Below are 16,019 nucleotides of genomic sequence, written 5' to 3'. Positions count from 1 at the left end.
TCCGAGGACGAGCTTTTCTCCCTCTCCCGCTGGCGGGAGAGGGCTGGGTGAGGGCGGGTTCGAGACGGCGCTTCGGTTTTCCCTCCGCCGCGCCTGCGGCGCGACCTTGCGCGGGAGAGGTGAAGGCGGGGAGGGCAGACCGCATGCGCCGAACCGCGTAAAATGGGCTGTTTCCGGTAGCCCGCCCGCATGAGCAAGCCCGACAAACCCGTCCCCGTGCTCGCCATCGACGGCCCGTCCGGCTCGGGCAAGGGCACGATCAGCCGCGCCGTGGCCGAGGCGCTGGGCTGGCATCTGCTCGATTCCGGGGCGATCTACCGCGCCGTCGGCTACGCCGCGAGCATGGCCGGCATCGACCTGTCCGACGCCCAGGCGGTCACGCGCTGCACCGAAACGACCAGGATCGTCTTCCGCGACCCCAAGGACGGCGGCGAGACGCGCGTCGTCGTGAACGGCCACGACGCCACCGACGAGATCCGCACGGAAACCTGCGGCGCGGCGGCCTCGGCGATCGCCGCGATCCCGGCGGTGCGTGCCGCTCTGCTCGACAAGCAGCGCTCGTTCCGCAGGCCGCCCGGCCTGGTCGCGGACGGCCGCGACATGGGCACCATCGTTTTCGCCGACGCGCCTTACAAGGTGTTCCTGACCGCCAGCGCCGATGAGCGCGCGCGCAGGCGCTATAAGCAGTTGAAGGAAAAGGGGTTGGCTGTTACACTTTCAACCCTTTTGCGCGAAATAGAAGCGCGCGACGAGCGCGACGCGACCCGCAAGGTCGCTCCGCTCCGGCCGGCGACAGGGGCGCTGATCATCGACACGACCGGAATTCCGGTGGACGCGGTGATCGCGCAGGTGCTGGCCGTCGTTCAACCGGCTTGAGCTTTTCGCACCAGAAAGGATTGCCCGCGAGGGCATGCCCGGCGTCGCGCCGGAACGCGTTCGATGCGGGCGTTTCCGCATCCATCGAAGGTGGGTTGGCGATCCCGCGGGACGCCGGCCTGTTCACTCACTGGAAATTCAAATGACTGAAAGTTTTGCTGAACTGTTCGAACAGAGCCAATCGCTGGCCAAGCTGCGCTCCGGCGCCATCGTCACCGGTACCGTGGTCGAGATCCGCAGCGACGTGGTCGTCGTCAACGCCGGCCTGAAGTCCGAAGGCATCATCCCGATCGAGCAGTTCAAGAACGAGCGCGGCGAGCTCGAGATCCACGTCGGCGACGACGTCAAGGTCGCGCTCGACGCGATCGAGAACGGCTTCGGCGAGACCATGCTCTCGCGCGAGAAGGCCAAGCGCTCGCTCGTCTGGGACGAACTGGAAGAAGCGCAGACCGCCAATGCCGCCATCACCGGCCGCATCTCCGGCAAGGTCAAGGGCGGCTTCACCGTCGACATCCGCGACGTCCGCGCGTTCCTGCCCGGCTCGCTGGTCGACGTGCGCCCGGTGCGCGACCCGTCCTACCTCGAGGGCAAGGAACTCGAGTTCAAGATCATCAAGCTCGACCGCAAGCGCAACAACGTGGTCGTCTCGCGTCGTGCGGTCGTCGAGAGCGAGTTCAGCGCCGAGCGCGAACAGCTGCTCGACCGCCTGCAGGAAGGCGCGGTCGTCAAGGGCGTGGTCAAGAACCTCACCGACTACGGCGCGTTCGTCGACCTCGGCGGCATCGACGGCCTGCTGCACATCACCGACATGGCGTGGAAACGCGTGCGTCACCCGAGCGAAGTCGTCAACGTCGGCGACGAGCTGGAAGTTCGCGTGCTGAAGTTCGACCGCGAGCGCAACCGCGTCTCGCTCGGCCTGAAGCAGCTCGGCGAGGATCCGTGGGTGCAGATCGCACGCCGCTACCCGACCGGCACGCGCCTGTTCGGCAAGGTCTCCAACGTCACCGACTACGGCTGCTTCGTCGAGCTGGAGCCGGGCGTCGAGGGCCTGGTGCACGTTTCGGAGATGGACTGGACCAACAAGAACGTCAACCCGGCCAAGGTCGTGCAGGTCGGCGACGAGGTCGAGGTCATGGTGCTCGACGTCGACGAGGAGCGTCGCCGCATCTCGCTCGGCATGAAGCAGACCAGCGCCAATCCGTGGGAAGCGTTCGCCGCGATCCACAAGAAGAACGACAAGGTCTCCGGCACCATCAAGTCGATCACCGACTTCGGCATCTTCGTCGGCCTGGACGGCGGCATCGACGGCCTGGTGCATCTGTCGGACATCTCCTGGCAGACCACCGGCGAAGACCTCGTGCGCAACTTCAAGAAGGGCGACGAGATCGAGGCCGTGGTGCTGGCGGTCGATCCGGAGCGCGAGCGCATCTCGCTGGGCATCAAGCAGCTCGAGCAGGATCCGTTCGGCCAGTTCATGGCGGCGCATCCGCGCGGCAGCATCCTCAACGGCACGGTGCGTGAAGTCGACGCCCGCGGCGCGACGATCGACCTCGGCGACGGCGTGGAGGGCTACCTGCGCGCCAACGACATCGCCAAGGAGCGCATCGACGACGCGACCCAGCACCTCAAGGTCGGCGACTCGGTCGAGGCGAAGTTCATCGGCATGGATCGCAAGGGCCGCAGCCTGCAGCTCTCGATCCGCGCGAAGGACGAGGACGAGCTGCAGAGCACGCTGGAGGAATACCAGAGTGCTTCGGGCGGCACGACCAAGCTCGGCGCGCTGCTGAAGGAACAGCTCAACCGCTGATGCAGTAGCAGTCCCGCGGCGCGCGGATCGTTCCGCGCGCCGCAACGATCGATCGGGTCGGGCGGGCGCGGCAACGCGTCCGCCCGGCGACGGCAAGACCCGACGCGCGCATCTTCGACGGTGCGCGCTTTTTTTGACGAGACACACCACAACCGCGATGACCAAGTCGGAGCTGATCGAGTCCCTGGCCGAACGGCAGAAGCATCTGGCCGCCAACGATGTCGAGCTGGCCGTGAAAAGCGTGCTCGAACAAATGAGCCAGTCCCTGTCGAACGGCGAGCGCATCGAGATCCGCGGCTTCGGCAGCTTCTCGCTGCACTACCGTCCGCCGCGCATGGGCCGCAATCCGAAGACCGGCGACTCGGTCGCGCTGCCCGGCAAGCACGTGCCGCACTTCAAGCCCGGCAAGGAGCTGCGCGAGCGCGTCAACGAGTCGGTGGCGAAGGCGGGCGAATCGGACTGATTCGTCGCGCGGACGGCGCTGTCCGCATCATCGAGCGCCGCCGCGGCATGCTAACGTTGGTGCGCCGCCGCGATTCCGGCGGTGGCTTCGGCCCGAACCCGGCATAGCGGTCCATGCGTCTGATCCTGATTCTGTCGATTCTTCTCGTCGTGGTCGCCGGCGCCTGGTTCGGCGCGCTGAACGCGACCTCCGTCGACCTCGATTTCCACTTCTTCCGCCTGCAGGCGCCGGTCGGCTTCGCCCTGCTGGCGGCCCTGCTCATCGGCTGGTTGCTCGGCGGCCTCGCCGCGGTGGCCGGACCGGTGCCGCGCCTGCGGCGCGAGCTGCGGCGCCTGCGCCAGGAGCTGCGCGAGACGCGCGCGGCGCCGCCGGCCAAGACGGATCAGGCATGAACGAACTGGCGTTGCTGTTCCTGCTGCTGCCGGTGGCCGCACTGTCGGGCTGGATGCTCGGCCGGCGCGGCAGCGAGCGAACTTCCGGCGCGCGCGTGAGCGAGCTGTCGACGAGCTATTTCCGCGGCCTCAACTACCTGCTGAACGAGCAGCAGGACAAGGCGATCGAGGTCTTCCTCAAGCTCGCCGAGATCAACCGCGACACCGTCGAGACGCATCTGGCCCTGGGCAACCTGTTCCGCCGCCGCGGCGAAGTCGATCGCGCGATCCGCGTGCACCAGCACCTGATCGCGCGCCCGAACCTGAGCCAGGAGGAAAAGACCGTCGCCCTGCTCGAGCTCGGCGAGGACTACATGCGCGCCGGGCTGCTCGACCGCGCCGAGACGCTGTTCACCGACCTGGTCGCGATGGACGCGCTGGCGCCGTCCGCGCTCAAGCACCTGATCGCGATCTACCAGCACGAGCGCGACTGGAACAAGGCGATCGAGCACGCGCGCCGCCTGGAGCAGCTCACCGGCGAGTCGCAGGGCGCGACGATCGCGCAGTTCTACTGCGAGCTGGCCGAGCAGGCGCGCGCGCAGGGCGCGAGCGAAGAGGCGCAGGCGCGCGTCGCCGACGCGTTCGCCGCACAGGCCGACTGCGTGCGCGCCAGCATGATCGAGGGACACATCGAGTCCGCCGCCGGGCACCTGGATGCGGCGATCCGCGCGTTCGAGCGCGTCGCCGAGCAGGACGTCGACTACGTGCCGGAGATCCTGTCGCCGCTGCTGGACTGCTACGCGCGCGCGCAGCAGATGCAGCGCGCCGAGCGCTTCCTGCTGGAGATCACCGAGCGCTACCAGGGCGTCTCGCCGGTGCTGGCGCTGGCCAAGCTGTACGCGACCACGCGCGGCGAGGACGCGGCGGTCGAATTCCTCAACCACATCCTGCGCCAGCGTCCTTCGGTGCGCGCCCTGATGGCGCTGATCGACGTGAACCTGCACACCGCCAGCGGCGACGCGCGCGACAATTTCCTGATCCTGCGTGACCTCACGCGCAAGCTGGTCGAAGGCAAGGCGATGTACCGCTGCAACCGCTGCGGCTTCGGCGCCAAGGCGCACCATTGGCAGTGCCCGAGCTGCAAGACCTGGGGCTCGGTGCGGCCGATCCACGGCGTGGTCGGCGAATAACCCAATGGGCTCCGGGTTGCCCGGCACCGGCTTTCCCCTTGCGGTCGTGGCCGTGACGGGCGGTCTGTCCGCCTTCCTCACGGTACTGGCGATCCGCTACGCATTGCGCCGGCAGTTGCTCGACCTGCCCGGGCAGCGCCGCTCTCACGTACGACCGACGCCGCGCGGCGGCGGCATCGCCATCGTCGCCGCAATGCTCGCAGGCGGTATCGCCCTGGCGATCGGGGAGGGCAGGACCCAATACGTGCCCCTGCTGTTGCCGCCGATGCTCGGCGTCGCCTGGGTCGGCTGGCTCGACGATCACGGCGGGCTCTCGGCGCTCAAGCGCCTGGCGATGCACGTGATCGCGGCCGCATGGGTATTCGCCGGGCCTTTGCTGCTGTTGACCGCGTTTCCGGTGGCCGACGCCGCCGGCACGAGCCTATTCGCCGTCGTCGCGGCGTCGGCGGTGACGTTCGCCATCGTCTGGTCCATCAACCTGCACAATTTCATGGACGGCATCGACGGACTGCTGACCCTGCAGGCGATGTTCGTGCTGGTCGCGCTGGCCGTGGTGGCGGCCCTGCGCGGCGTGCAGGGAAGCGCGTTCCTCCTGGTGTGCGCCGCTGCCTGTGCGGGCTTTGTGCCTTTCAACTTTCCGCGCGCGCGCATCTTCATGGGGGACGTCGGCAGCGGGGTGCTCGGCTTCGTCGTCGGAGTGGGCGTGCTCTGGCAGATCGCCGATCCCCGGATTGCCGCGACGAGCGGCCTGATTCTCTGTTCGGCCTTCGTCACCGACGCGACCTGCACCCTGCTTTCGCGCATGCTGCGCGGCCGGCGTTGGTATAGTGCGCACCGCGAACATCTCTACCAATGGCTGGTGCGCAGCGGCTTCTCGCACGCGCAGGTCGTCGCGCTGTACATGACGTGGAACCTCTTGCTCGTGCTGCCTGTCGTCTGTTGGATGAATCGTCCTTCCGCTTCTTCGATCACCCCGGGCGCCGCCGTTGCCGCGGCGGCGGCGGTGTACGCCTTGGCCACGGCGGTATGGTGGTTCGGCAAGCGCTGGTGCCTGGGTGCGGCGCGCACGCGGAGGCGGCATGCTGCTGCGTAAGCTGATCGCCGGCATCCATCCGCGCCTGGCCGTCGTCGTGCACGACATGCTGATGGTCTGGCTGGCCTGGACCGCGGTCAGCATGCTGCGCTGGTCGCTGGCGCCCAATCCCTCGCCGGTCTCGCTGTTCGATACCGAAGTCTGGCTGGTGCTGGCCGCACAGGGGCTGATCTTCTGGTGGACCGGCCTGTATCGCGGCCTCTGGCGCTTCGCCAGCGTGCCGGACATCTGGAACATCTTCCGCGCCTGCGTCCTGGGCGCGTTCGCCGCGGCGATCACGCTGTTCCTGTACAACCGCCTCGTCACGGTGCCGCGCACGGTGCTGGTGATCTATCCGCTGGTGCTCGCCATCCTGCTCGGCGGGCCGCGCCTGCTGTACCGCTACTGGAAGGACAGCCGGCTCGACTTCGTCACGCGCACGCCGAGCCAGCGCGTGCTCGTGCTCGGCGCGGGCAAGGCCGGCGAGGCGCTGGTGCGCGACCTCAAGCGCGAGAACCGCTACGCGCCGGTCGGCTTCCTCGACGACAACCCGCAGCTGCGCGGTGCGCGCCTGCACGGCATTCCGGTGCTCGGCACGCTCGACCAGCTGCCGCAGATCGCGCGCGAGACCGCGGCCGAGATGCTGGTGATCGCGATGCCGGCCGCGAACAAGGTGCAGATGCGCCGTGCGGTGGAGCTGTGCGAGAGCAGCGAACTGCCGTTCCGCACCGTGCCGCGGCTGGAGGACGTCGTCGCCGGGCGCTCGAGCTTCAACGAGCTGAAGAAGGTCGCCATCGAGGATCTGCTCGGCCGCGAGCAGGTGCAGCTCGACTGGACCGCGATCCGCACGCGGCTGGCCGGCAAGCGGGTGCTGGTCAGCGGCGGCGGCGGCTCGATCGGTGCCGAGCTGTGCCGCCAGATCGCGCGCCTGGGCGCCGAATCGCTGACCGTGCTGGAACTGTCGGAATACAACCTCTATTCGATCGAGCAGGAACTGCGCCGCGATTTCCCGGACCTGCTGTTCAACGCCTGGCTCGGCGACTGCGGCGACGCGGCCACCTGCGAGCGCGTGTTCGCCACGGCCAAGCCGCAGATCGTGTTCCACGCCGCCGCCTACAAGCACGTGCCGCTGCTGCAGGGCCAGATCCGCGAGGCGTTCCGCAACAACGTGCTCGGCACCAAGGTCATGGCCGAGGCGGCCGACCGCAGCGGCGTGGAGAGCTTCGTGCTGATCTCCACCGACAAGGCGGTCAATCCGACCAGCGTGATGGGTGCGTGCAAGCGCGTGGCCGAGATCTTCTGCCAGAACTTCGCGCAGCACTCGCAGACGCGCTTCATCACCGTGCGTTTCGGCAACGTGCTCGATTCGGCCGGTTCGGTCGTGCCGCGCTTCCGCGAGCAGATCCAGGCCGGCGGTCCCGTCACGGTGACGCACCCGGAGATCACGCGCTATTTCATGACGATTCCCGAGGCCTGCCAGCTGATCCTGCAGGCGTCGGTGCTCGGCAACGGCGGCGAGATCTTCGCGCTCGACATGGGCGAGCCGATCAAGATCCGCGACCTGGCCGAACAGATGATCCGCTTGGCCGGGCGCCAGGAAGGCCACGAGATCGCGATCGTCTACACCGGCCTGCGTCCGGGCGAAAAATTGTTCGAGGAACTGTTCCACGCGCAGGAGCGCTACAGCGACACCGCGCATGCGAAGATTTTCCTGGCGCAGCCGCGCAGCATGGCCTGGAGCCTGCTGCTGGCGCAGCTGCGCCACGGCGAGCAGGCGATGCGCGATTTCGACGAGGAGGCCCTGCGCCGCGTCGTCGAACAGCTGCTGCCGGAATTCGCCAGCGGAGCCGGCAGTGGCGGCGCGACGGTCGTCGCCTTCGACTCCAAGGCGGTCTGAGCGACGCCCGCGCGGCACCGAATCCGAATTTGCGAACTGTGCATCCGACGAGAAGGATAGGGAATGAGCAAGCGCTTGCGTAAAGTCGTCTTTCCGGTCGCCGGTCTCGGCACGCGCTTCCTGCCGGCGACCAAGGTCGTCGCCAAGGAAATGCTGCCGGTGCTCGATCGGCCGCTGATCCAGTACGCGGTCGACGAGGCGGTCGACGCCGGTGCCGACACGCTGATCTTCGTGACCAACCGCTACAAGCACGCGATCGCGGACTACTTCGACAAGGCCTACGAACTGGAAAGCAAGCTGGCGCAGTCGGGCAAGAACGACCTGCTGGCGATGGTGCAGGGCACCCTGCCGAAGAACGTGCGCTGCGTGTTCGTGACCCAGCCCGAGGCGCTGGGCCTGGGTCACGCGGTGCTCTGCGCCAAGCCGGTCGTCGGCGACGAGCCGTTCGGCGTGATCCTGCCGGACGATCTCATCACCAACGGCGACGGCGCCGGAGCCCTCCGCCAGATGGCCGAGCTGGCGGCGAACGAGGACGCCGGCGTCATCGCGGTCGAGGAAGTGCCGCGCGAGCAGACCAACAAGTACGGCATCGTCGACGCCACGCCCGTCTCCGAGCGCGCGGCGAAGATCAAGCTCGTCGTCGAGAAGCCCAAGCCCGAGGTCGCGCCGTCGAACCTCGCCATCGTCGGCCGCTACGTGCTGCCGGGGCGCATCTTCGAGCACCTGGAAAAGACCACGCCCGGCGCCGGCGGCGAGATCCAGCTGACCGATGCGATCGAGAGCCTGCTCGCCGAGCAGGCGGTGCTGGCCTACCGCTTCGAGGGCACGCGCTTCGACTGCGGCAACAAGCTCGGCCTGGTGCAGGCGACCTTGCACATGGCGCTCGCCGACGCGCAGATCGGTGCGGCGACGCGCGAGCTGCTGCGCAACACGCGCCCGTGAGCCGCTGGCCGCTCCTGCTGCTGGCGGGGCTGTGCGCGCTTCCGCTGCGCGCGGCCGAGAACGTGGCGGAGCGTTTCGAGCGGCTCAAGACGCTGGCGGCCGGCCAGTGGCAGGGCGAAACCGGAAACGGCACGGCCGTGCGCGTCGACTACCGCACGATCTCGCGCGGCACCGTGCTGGTGGAGGTCTGGCAGCCGGCACGCGCGCCGAGACGATGACCGTGTTCCACCGCGACGGCGAGCGCGTCATCGCCACGCACTACTGCGCGCAGGGCAACCAGCCGCGGCTGGCGCTGGGCGGCAATGGCGGCGACGGCTTCGCCTTCGACTACGCGACCGGCCTGAAGGACGGCGCCTCGCATCTGCACCGGCTGGTCCTGGCGCCACTGGCGAACGGCGGCCTGCAGCGCGAGGAAACCTATCGCGCTGCGTCCGGCGACGAATCCGGCCGGCTGAGCCTGCGCCGGCTCGCGGCGGCGCAATGAGCCGATCCATGGACCTGAGCTACATCCTCAATCACCTGGGCGAGGACCGCGAGCGCTATTTCGGCGCGGTGGCACCGCCGATCGTGCAGTCTTCGATTTTCGCGTTCCCGAGCGTGGCGAAGATGCGCGAGGGATTCCGCGACGAACTGGGCCGCCACGTCTACACGCGCGGCAACAATCCGACCGTCGAGATCCTGCGCCGCAAGGTCGCCGCACTCGAGGGCGCGCAGGACTGCCTGATGTTCGGCAGCGGTGCGGCGGCGATGTCGGCCGGCGCGATCGCCTGCGTGTCGGGCGGCGATCACGTCGTCTGCGTCGCGCGTCCGTACAGCTGGACGCGTGCGGTGCTGCGCGACCTGCTCGGGCGCTTCGGCGTGACCACCACCTTCGTCGACGGCACCGATGCGTCGAACTTCGAGTCGGCGCTGACCGACCGCACGCGGCTGATCGTGCTGGAAAGCCCGAACTCGATGACCTTCGAGCAGCAGGACCTCGCCGCGGTCGCCACGCTTGCGCGCGAGCGCGGCATCCGCACGCTGTGCGACAACAGCTACGCGACGCCGCTGAACCAGTCGCCGCTGGCGTTGGGCATCGACCTCGTCGCGCACTCGGCGACGAAGTATCTCAACGGCCACAGCGACGTCGTCGCCGGCGCGCTGTGCGGCAGCGCCGAGCTGATCGGGCAGGTGTTCCGCGGCCCGTACATGACGCTCGGCGCGATCCTCGCGCCGCACGACGCCTGGCTGATGATCCGCGGCCTGCGCACCTTGCCCATCCGCATGCAGCGCATCGCCGCGACCACGGCTGCGGTGCTCGACTACCTGCAGGCGCATCCCCGCGTGCGTCACGTGTACTCGCCGCGCGCCAGCGCCAATCCGCAGCTCGCCCTGACCGAGCGGCAGCTGCACGGCGCCAGCGGCCTGCTGACGATCGAGCTGGACGCGCCCGACGTCGCCGCGATCGAGCGCTTCTGCGACGGCCTGGCGCGATTCCTGATGACGGTGTCGTGGGGCGGCTACGAATCGCTGGCGTTTCCGGTCTGCGCGGTGTATCCGCAGGATGCGCCGCTGCACCCGGCCGGAGCGCTGCCGCTGAGCCTGGTGCGCCTGTCGATCGGCCTGGAGGACGCCGACGTGCTGATCGCCGATCTCGAGCAGGGATTCGCGCGGCTGTAGGCCGCCGCGCGCGCAGCTCAGAAGGTCAGGGCGAGCAGGCGCCAGCTCAGCACACCGACGCCGAGCGCGAGCAGCAGCAGTGCGACGGCGGTCGCGGTGAGCAGGCGGCCGCGGCGCATCGCGGCGTCGCCGCGGCGGACCGGCGTATCGCGCAGCACGCGCGCCTCGGCCAGCGGCCAGCGCCGCTGCTGCGTCACGCGCCTCGCGGTGTACGCGCAGTGCGCGGCGAGCAGCAGCAGGCAGAGTCCGCTCGCCGCCGTGGCGAAGCCGACCCAGTGACGCAGGCGCACGACCAGCTGTTCGACGGACAGTGCCGCCGTCTGCTGCACCATCCATTGATGGAACGCGAACACGCACCACGCGGCGACGGCGACGGCCGCCGCCAGCACGACGGCAGTCAGGCGGCGCAGGCGCAGGTCGGCGCGCTGGATCTCGAGACTCATCGGCGACTCCCCCGGCACGCGGCGACTATAGTCGCCCGCATCGGCGCACGGTGTGCCGTTCGTCGCCGATTCCGCACCACTGTTATCCTTGCGCGATGAAACCAATCCTGTTGTTCGCGCTGCTGTTGCTGGCAGCGTGCCAGTCGCAGCCGCACCGATCCGACGAAGCGGCGACGGCGGCGACGCCCACGACGATCGAGGGGCAGTACGACAACCATGAGCAGGTCTGGGCCGTGCGCGAGGGCGGGGCGAATCCGCCCGCGCACGTCGTCGTCGCGATCGAGCCGACGCGCCGTCCGGACTGGACGATCTGGCACGTGCGCCTGGACGCCGTGCCGCCGCTGTCGGCGGCCTGGGCGATGCAGCGCGTCGACGCGGCGACCTGGCTGCCGCATCGCGCGATGGTCGCCGCGCCGACCGGCGGCGACGCCTTTGACGCGCAGCAATGGACGCCGCTCGACGCCTGCGCGCTGCGCGGCGAGTCGTCGTCGGGCGGAATACGCGCCAGCGCGGACGTGGCCGCGTGCAGCGCGATCGCGCCCGGCATCGGCGCGCAGGCGGCGCTGCTGCCGATCGCACTCGAAGCCGAGGGCGAATGGCTGCGCCTGCGCCTGTACGCCGACCAGGCGCGCGGCGCGCAAGCACGCTCGGAGGCGCGTCGCGTGGCGTATTTCAGCGGCTGGGCCGCGATCAACGGCGGCGGCCCCGGTGCGGCGGCCGACAGCCGCGACTGGCACATGGACCGCAACGTCCGCCTCGGCAGCGAAGGTGGGCGAGCGCCGCTGCTGTGGCGCGACGGCAAGCGTTCCGGCTACTCGCTGGCATTGGAGCGGCTGACCTACCGCGACGGCAACGTGCCGGTGTTGAAGCTGTCGATCCTCGACGACGCCGACGGTCACGCGCTGGCCTACGCGTGGGCGAACCCGCAGGCGACGCGGATCGGCATCAACCTCGGCTGGGTGCAGGTGGGACTGGATCGGGTGACTTCTTCGCCGTGACAGGATCGGCGAAGGCCGGGAGCGGGTGATACGGAGTGTCAAGCTTCGAGGGTTTTTCCTTCGTACGCTTCGCGTTCGCCGTTTCGTCCCGACGGCTTGGCAAGGAGAATCCATGGAGCAGATCACCTGGAGCGACTTCGAGAAGGTGCTGATCGTCGCCGGCACCGTCTTGCGGGTCGAACCGTTCCCGCAGGCGCGCAAGCCGGCCTACAAGTTCTGGGTCGACTTCGGTCCGTACGGCGAGAAGAAGACCAGCGCGCAGGTGACCAACCTGTACGCGCCGGAGCAGCTGGTCGGCCGGCAGATCGTCGGCGTGATCAATTTTCCGCCGAAGCAGATCGGCCCGTTCGTGTCCGAATTCCTGCTGACCGGCTTCCCGACCGACGACGGCGTGGCCGTCACGGCGATCGAGCGGCCGGTGCCGAACGGGACGCGGATGGCGTAGGCACCAAAGAAGCTTTTCTCGCAGGGACGCAGAGAGCGCAGAGAGAGAAGCGTTTTCTGCAAAATGCTTTTCCTCCGCGCCCTCTGCGCCTGTGCGAGATAACGCTCTTCAGACCGCCTCGAAGATGCCGGCGGCGCCCATGCCGGTGCCGATGCACATCGTCACCATGCCGTACTTCTGCTGCCTGCGGCGCAGGCCGTGGATCAGGGTCGCGGCGCGCACCGCGCCGGTGGCGCCGAGCGGATGGCCGAGCGCGATCGCGCCGCCGAGCGGATTGACCTTGGCCGGGTCGAGGCCGACGTCGCGGATCACCGCCAGCGCCTGCGCGGCGAAGGCTTCGTTGAGTTCGATCCAGTCGAGCTGGTCCTTCTTGAGGCCGGCCTGCTCGAGCGCCTTGGGGATCGCCGCGATCGGTCCGATGCCCATGATCTCGGGCTGGACGCCGGCGACGGCGAAGCCGACGAAGCGCGCCAGCGGGGTCAGGCCGTAGGCCTTGATCGCGTGCTCGCTGGCCAGCAGCAGGGCGCCGGCGCCGTCGGACATCTGCGAGGAGTTGCCGGCGGTCACGCTGCCGCCGTTGCGGAACACCGGCCGCAGCTTGGCCAGTCCTTCGAGGCTGGTGTCCTTGCGCGGGCCCTCGTCGGCGGCGATCACGCGTGCGTCGTCGCGGATCGTGCGCGTGGCGAGGTCGGGGTAGTGGTCGGCCAGGGTGAACGGCGCGATTTCCTGCGCGAATTCGCCGGCGGCCTGTGCGGCCAGCGCCTTCTGGTGCGAGGCGAGGGCGAACGCGTCCTGGTCCTCGCGGCTGACCTTCCACTGTTCGGCGACCTTCTCGGCGGTGATGCCCATGCCGTAGGCGATCGCGACGTTGTCGTCGACGAAGGCGGCGGGATTCATCGCGATCTTGTGGCCCATCATCGGCACCATGCTCATCGACTCGGTGCCGCCGGCGAGCATCAGATCGGCTTCGCCGAGGCGGATGCGGTCGGCCGCCATCGCGATCGCCTGCACGCCGGAGGAGCAGAAGCGGTTGATCGTCACGCCGGGCACCGTGTCCGGCAGGCCGGCCAGCAGCACGCCGATGCGCGCGACGTTCATTCCCTGCTCGGCTTCCGGCATCGCGCAGCCGATGATCGCGTCGCCGATGCGCGCCGGGTCGACGCCCGGCGTCTGCGCCATCGCCGCGCGGATCACGTGCGCGAGCAGGTCGTCGGGGCGGGTGTTGCGGAACACGCCGCGCGGCGCCTTGCCGACCGGCGTGCGCACGGCGGAGACGATGTAGGCGTCCTGGATCTGTTTGGTCATGGATTGCTCCGGGAATCGGGAGTGGGGAATCGGGAATCGTCGAAGCGGGTCGATGGGATCGTGGGCGCCTGGCGCTCCTGACGATTCTCCATTCCCGCTTCCCGATTCCCGGCTTTTTTTCAGTTCCGCAACGGCTTGCCGGTCGTCAGCGTGTGCGCGATGCGCTCCTGCGTCTTGGGCATCTGCGCAAGCTCGAAGAAGTGCTTGCGCTCGAGGTCGAGCAGCCACTGTTCATCCACTTGCGCGCCGCGCTCGATCGCGCTGCCGCACAGCACGTCGCCGATGCGCGTGGCGATCACCTCGTCGTGCGCGGAGATGAAACGGCCTTCGAGCATGTTGACCAGGGCCATCCGCAGCGTCGCCAGGCCGACGTCGCCGGCCACGGTCACGCCGTTCGCCGGCAGCGGCGGGCGGTAGCCGGCCTCGGCCATCGCCGCGGCGACCTTCTTCGCGACGTGGAGCAACTCGAAGCCGTTGAACACGACGACGTCGTCCGGGCGCAGCAGGCCGAGCTGCTTGGCTTCCAGCGCGCTGCCGGAAGTCTTCGCCTGCGCGACGGTCTCGAACAGGCGCTTGATCTCGGGGAACGGATCGCCGTCGGCCGCGCGCTGCGAGGCGCGCACGGCGAGCTCCTTCAGGCCGCCGCCGGCCGGCAGCAGGCCGACGCCGGCCTCGACCAGGCCGATGTAGCTTTCCAGCGCGGCGACGGTGCGCGCGCAGTGCATCTGGAATTCACAGCCGCCGCCGAGCGCCAGGCCGCGCACCGCGGCGACGACCGGCACCAGAGAGTACTTGATGCGCTGGCTGGTGCGCTGGAAGTTCGCGATCATCGACTCGAGCTTGTCGATCTGGCCGCTCTGCACGAAGCCGACCATGCCCTTGAGGTCCGCGCCGGCCGAGAACGCCTTGTCGCTGTCCTGCCAGATCACCAGCGCCTGCAGGTTGCGCTCGGCGTAGTCGATCGCCTGCTGGACGCCGTCGAGCACGGCGTCGTTGACCGTGTTCATCTTGGTCTTGAACGAGACGATGCCGACGCCGTCGTCGCCGAGCGACCACAGCCGCACGCCGTCGTTCTCCCACAGCGTGGTGCCGGTGTCGAAGGTCTCGCCGAGCAGGGCGTCGGGGAACAGCTGGCGCGCGTAGACCGGATGCGTCGAGCGCGGCTCGTCCTTGCCGCTGCGCGGCGAGTAGGAGCCGTCGGCGTGGTGCACGCCGTCGACCTTGCCGACCCATTCGGGCAGCGGCGCCGTGCTCATCGCCTTGCCGGCCGCGATGTCCTCGGCGATCCAGCCGGCGATCTCGCGCCAGCCGGCCGACTGCCAGGTCTCGAACGGGCCGAGCTTCCAGCCGTAGCCCCAGCGGATCGCGAAGTCGACGTCGCGGGCGGTCTGCGCGATGTCGGCGAGGTGGTAGGCGCTGTAGTGGAACAGGTCGCGGAACACCGCCCACAGGAACTGCGCCTGCGCATCGCCCGAGGCGCGCAGCTTGGCGAACTTCTCCACCGGATTGCGGATGGCCAGGATCGCCGCGACCTCGTCGCTCGGCTTGGCACCCGAGGGCACGTAGTCCTGCTTGGCGAGATCGAGCACGACGATGTCCTTGCCGCGCTTGGTGTAGATGCCGGCGCCGGTCTTCTGGCCGAGGGCGCCTTTCTCGATGAGTGCGGCCAGCCAGGCCGGCGAGGCGAAGTGCGCGTGCCACGGATCGTCCGGCAGCGTGTCCGCCATTGTCTTGATCACGTGCGCCATCGTGTCCAGGCCGACCACGTCGGCGGTGCGGTAGGTGGCGCTCTTCGGTCGGCCGATCGCAGGTCCGGTCAGCGCGTCGACGAGGTCGAAGCCGAGGCCGGACTGCGCGGTGTGGTGCATGGTGGCGAGGATCGAGAACACGCCGATGCGGTTGCCGATGAAGTTCGGCGTGTCCTTGGCGTAGACCACGCCCTTGCCGAGCGTGGTGGTGAGGAAGGCTTCCAGGCCGGCGAGCACGTCGCGGTCGGTCTCGCGGTCCGGGATCAGCTCGACCAGGTGCATGTAGCGCGGCGGATTGAAGAAGTGGATGCCGCTGAAGCGGGCGCGCAGCTTGACCGGCAGCGCGTCGGCGAGGGAGTTGATCGACAGGCCCGACGTATTGCTCGCGATAATTGCAGAATCAGACACATACGGCGCAATCTTCTTGTACAGGTCGAGCTTCCAGTCGAGCCGTTCGGCGATCGCCTCGATGATCAGGTCGCAGCCGCGCAGGGCCTCCAGGTGCTCGTCGTAGTTCGCCGGGGTGATCCCCGCGACCTTCGATTTCTCCGCCAGCGGCGCCGGCGAGAGCTTGGCGAGGTTGGCGATCGCCTTCACGGCGACGCCGTTCTTGTCGCCTTCCTTGGCGGGAAGGTCGAACAGCAGGGTCTCGACGTCGGCATTCGCCAGGTGCGCGGCGATCTGCGCGCCCATGACACCGGCTCCGAGTACGGCGGCCTTGCGGACGCGAAGGGGCGGATGACTCATGGAAAACTCCGGATTGAAAAAGTGGTTGGGAAGAGTGCGGCCGTCGACGGCAGCGG

Annotated in this window: 16 protein-coding genes; 13 read left to right on the top strand and 3 right to left on the bottom strand. The window is 68.9% G+C overall.

Going from position 1 to position 16,019, the window contains the following annotated elements:
* Positions 1–189: 189 nt before the first annotated feature.
* The 11 genes from cmk (at position 190) to ACFO6Q_RS19920 (ending at position 10,277) form a co-directional block, all read left to right on the top strand.
* Positions 190–876, top strand: coding sequence for a (d)CMP kinase (gene cmk, locus ACFO6Q_RS19970; protein WP_380022981.1), 687 nt, complete (start codon positions 190–192; stop codon positions 874–876).
* A 142-nt stretch (positions 877–1,018) separates the two neighbouring features.
* Positions 1,019–2,683: a 30S ribosomal protein S1 gene (gene rpsA, locus ACFO6Q_RS19965; protein WP_380022979.1), complete on the top strand. Its 1,665-nt coding sequence runs from the start codon at positions 1,019–1,021 to the stop codon at positions 2,681–2,683.
* 157 nt (positions 2,684–2,840) lie between these two features.
* Positions 2,841–3,146, top strand: coding sequence for an integration host factor subunit beta (locus ACFO6Q_RS19960; RefSeq protein WP_380022977.1), 306 nt, complete (start codon positions 2,841–2,843; stop codon positions 3,144–3,146).
* Between the two features lie 113 nt (positions 3,147–3,259).
* Positions 3,260–3,538 carry a lipopolysaccharide assembly protein LapA domain-containing protein gene (locus ACFO6Q_RS19955; protein ID WP_380022975.1) on the top strand — a complete coding sequence of 93 codons (279 nt, stop codon included), beginning with the start codon at positions 3,260–3,262 and terminating at the stop codon, positions 3,536–3,538.
* Positions 3,535–4,707 carry a lipopolysaccharide assembly protein LapB gene (gene lapB, locus ACFO6Q_RS19950; RefSeq protein WP_380022973.1) on the top strand — a complete coding sequence of 391 codons (1,173 nt, stop codon included), beginning with the start codon at positions 3,535–3,537 and terminating at the stop codon, positions 4,705–4,707. The genes ACFO6Q_RS19955 and lapB overlap by 4 nt, the downstream gene beginning before the upstream one ends.
* Before the next feature lie 4 nt (positions 4,708–4,711).
* Complete coding sequence (locus ACFO6Q_RS19945; protein ID WP_380022972.1) at positions 4,712–5,800, top strand: MraY family glycosyltransferase; 1,089 nt, start codon at positions 4,712–4,714, stop codon at positions 5,798–5,800.
* A complete protein-coding gene (locus tag ACFO6Q_RS19940) occupies positions 5,787–7,676 on the top strand; it encodes a polysaccharide biosynthesis protein (RefSeq protein ID WP_380022970.1) in 1,890 nt (629 codons plus the stop codon). The genes ACFO6Q_RS19945 and ACFO6Q_RS19940 overlap by 14 nt, the downstream gene beginning before the upstream one ends.
* A 63-nt stretch (positions 7,677–7,739) precedes the next feature.
* Positions 7,740–8,618, top strand: a complete 879-nt coding sequence (gene galU, locus ACFO6Q_RS19935) for a UTP--glucose-1-phosphate uridylyltransferase GalU (RefSeq protein WP_380022969.1) — start codon at positions 7,740–7,742, stop codon at positions 8,616–8,618.
* Positions 8,615–8,836, top strand: a complete 222-nt coding sequence (locus ACFO6Q_RS19930; protein ID WP_380022968.1) for a hypothetical protein — start codon at positions 8,615–8,617, stop codon at positions 8,834–8,836. The genes galU and ACFO6Q_RS19930 overlap by 4 nt, the downstream gene beginning before the upstream one ends.
* Positions 8,833–9,102, top strand: a complete 270-nt coding sequence (locus tag ACFO6Q_RS19925; RefSeq protein WP_380022967.1) for a hypothetical protein — start codon at positions 8,833–8,835, stop codon at positions 9,100–9,102. Before ACFO6Q_RS19930 ends, ACFO6Q_RS19925 begins: the two co-directional genes overlap by 4 nt.
* Positions 9,099–10,277: a trans-sulfuration enzyme family protein gene (locus ACFO6Q_RS19920; protein WP_380022965.1), complete on the top strand. Its 1,179-nt coding sequence runs from the start codon at positions 9,099–9,101 to the stop codon at positions 10,275–10,277. The genes ACFO6Q_RS19925 and ACFO6Q_RS19920 overlap by 4 nt, the downstream gene beginning before the upstream one ends.
* A 17-nt stretch (positions 10,278–10,294) precedes the next feature.
* On the opposite strand, the gene ACFO6Q_RS19915 is transcribed toward ACFO6Q_RS19920, so the two are convergent.
* Complete coding sequence (locus ACFO6Q_RS19915; RefSeq protein WP_380022964.1) at positions 10,295–10,720, bottom strand: hypothetical protein; 426 nt, start codon at positions 10,718–10,720, stop codon at positions 10,295–10,297.
* 95 nt (positions 10,721–10,815) lie between these two features.
* Here ACFO6Q_RS19915 and ACFO6Q_RS19910 point away from each other — a divergent pair, with 95 nt between their 5' ends.
* A complete protein-coding gene (locus ACFO6Q_RS19910) occupies positions 10,816–11,718 on the top strand; it encodes a hypothetical protein (protein ID WP_380022962.1) in 903 nt (300 codons plus the stop codon).
* 112 nt (positions 11,719–11,830) lie between these two features.
* Positions 11,831–12,163: a tRNA-binding protein gene (locus ACFO6Q_RS19905; protein ID WP_380022961.1), complete on the top strand. Its 333-nt coding sequence runs from the start codon at positions 11,831–11,833 to the stop codon at positions 12,161–12,163.
* Positions 12,164–12,271: 108 nt separating this feature from the next.
* Here the strand turns inward: ACFO6Q_RS19905 and ACFO6Q_RS19900 are convergent, their stop codons facing one another.
* Entirely contained in the window at positions 12,272–13,468 is a 1,197-nt protein-coding gene (locus ACFO6Q_RS19900; RefSeq protein WP_380022960.1) for an acetyl-CoA C-acyltransferase, read from the bottom strand.
* Positions 13,469–13,587: 119 nt separating this feature from the next.
* The gene (locus ACFO6Q_RS19895) at positions 13,588–15,963 is read right to left on the bottom strand and encodes a 3-hydroxyacyl-CoA dehydrogenase/enoyl-CoA hydratase family protein (protein WP_380022959.1); all 2,376 of its coding nucleotides are present in this window, start codon (positions 15,961–15,963) and stop codon (positions 13,588–13,590) included.
* Between the last annotated feature and the right edge of the window lie 56 nt (positions 15,964–16,019).

Origin of the sequence: Dokdonella ginsengisoli (assembly GCF_042652785.1) — a bacterium.
Lineage (GTDB): Bacteria > Pseudomonadota > Gammaproteobacteria > Xanthomonadales > Rhodanobacteraceae > Dokdonella_A > Dokdonella_A ginsengisoli.
The sequence above is the reverse complement of the archived record's forward strand: the minus strand, read 5'-3'. Positions and strand labels throughout refer to the sequence as shown.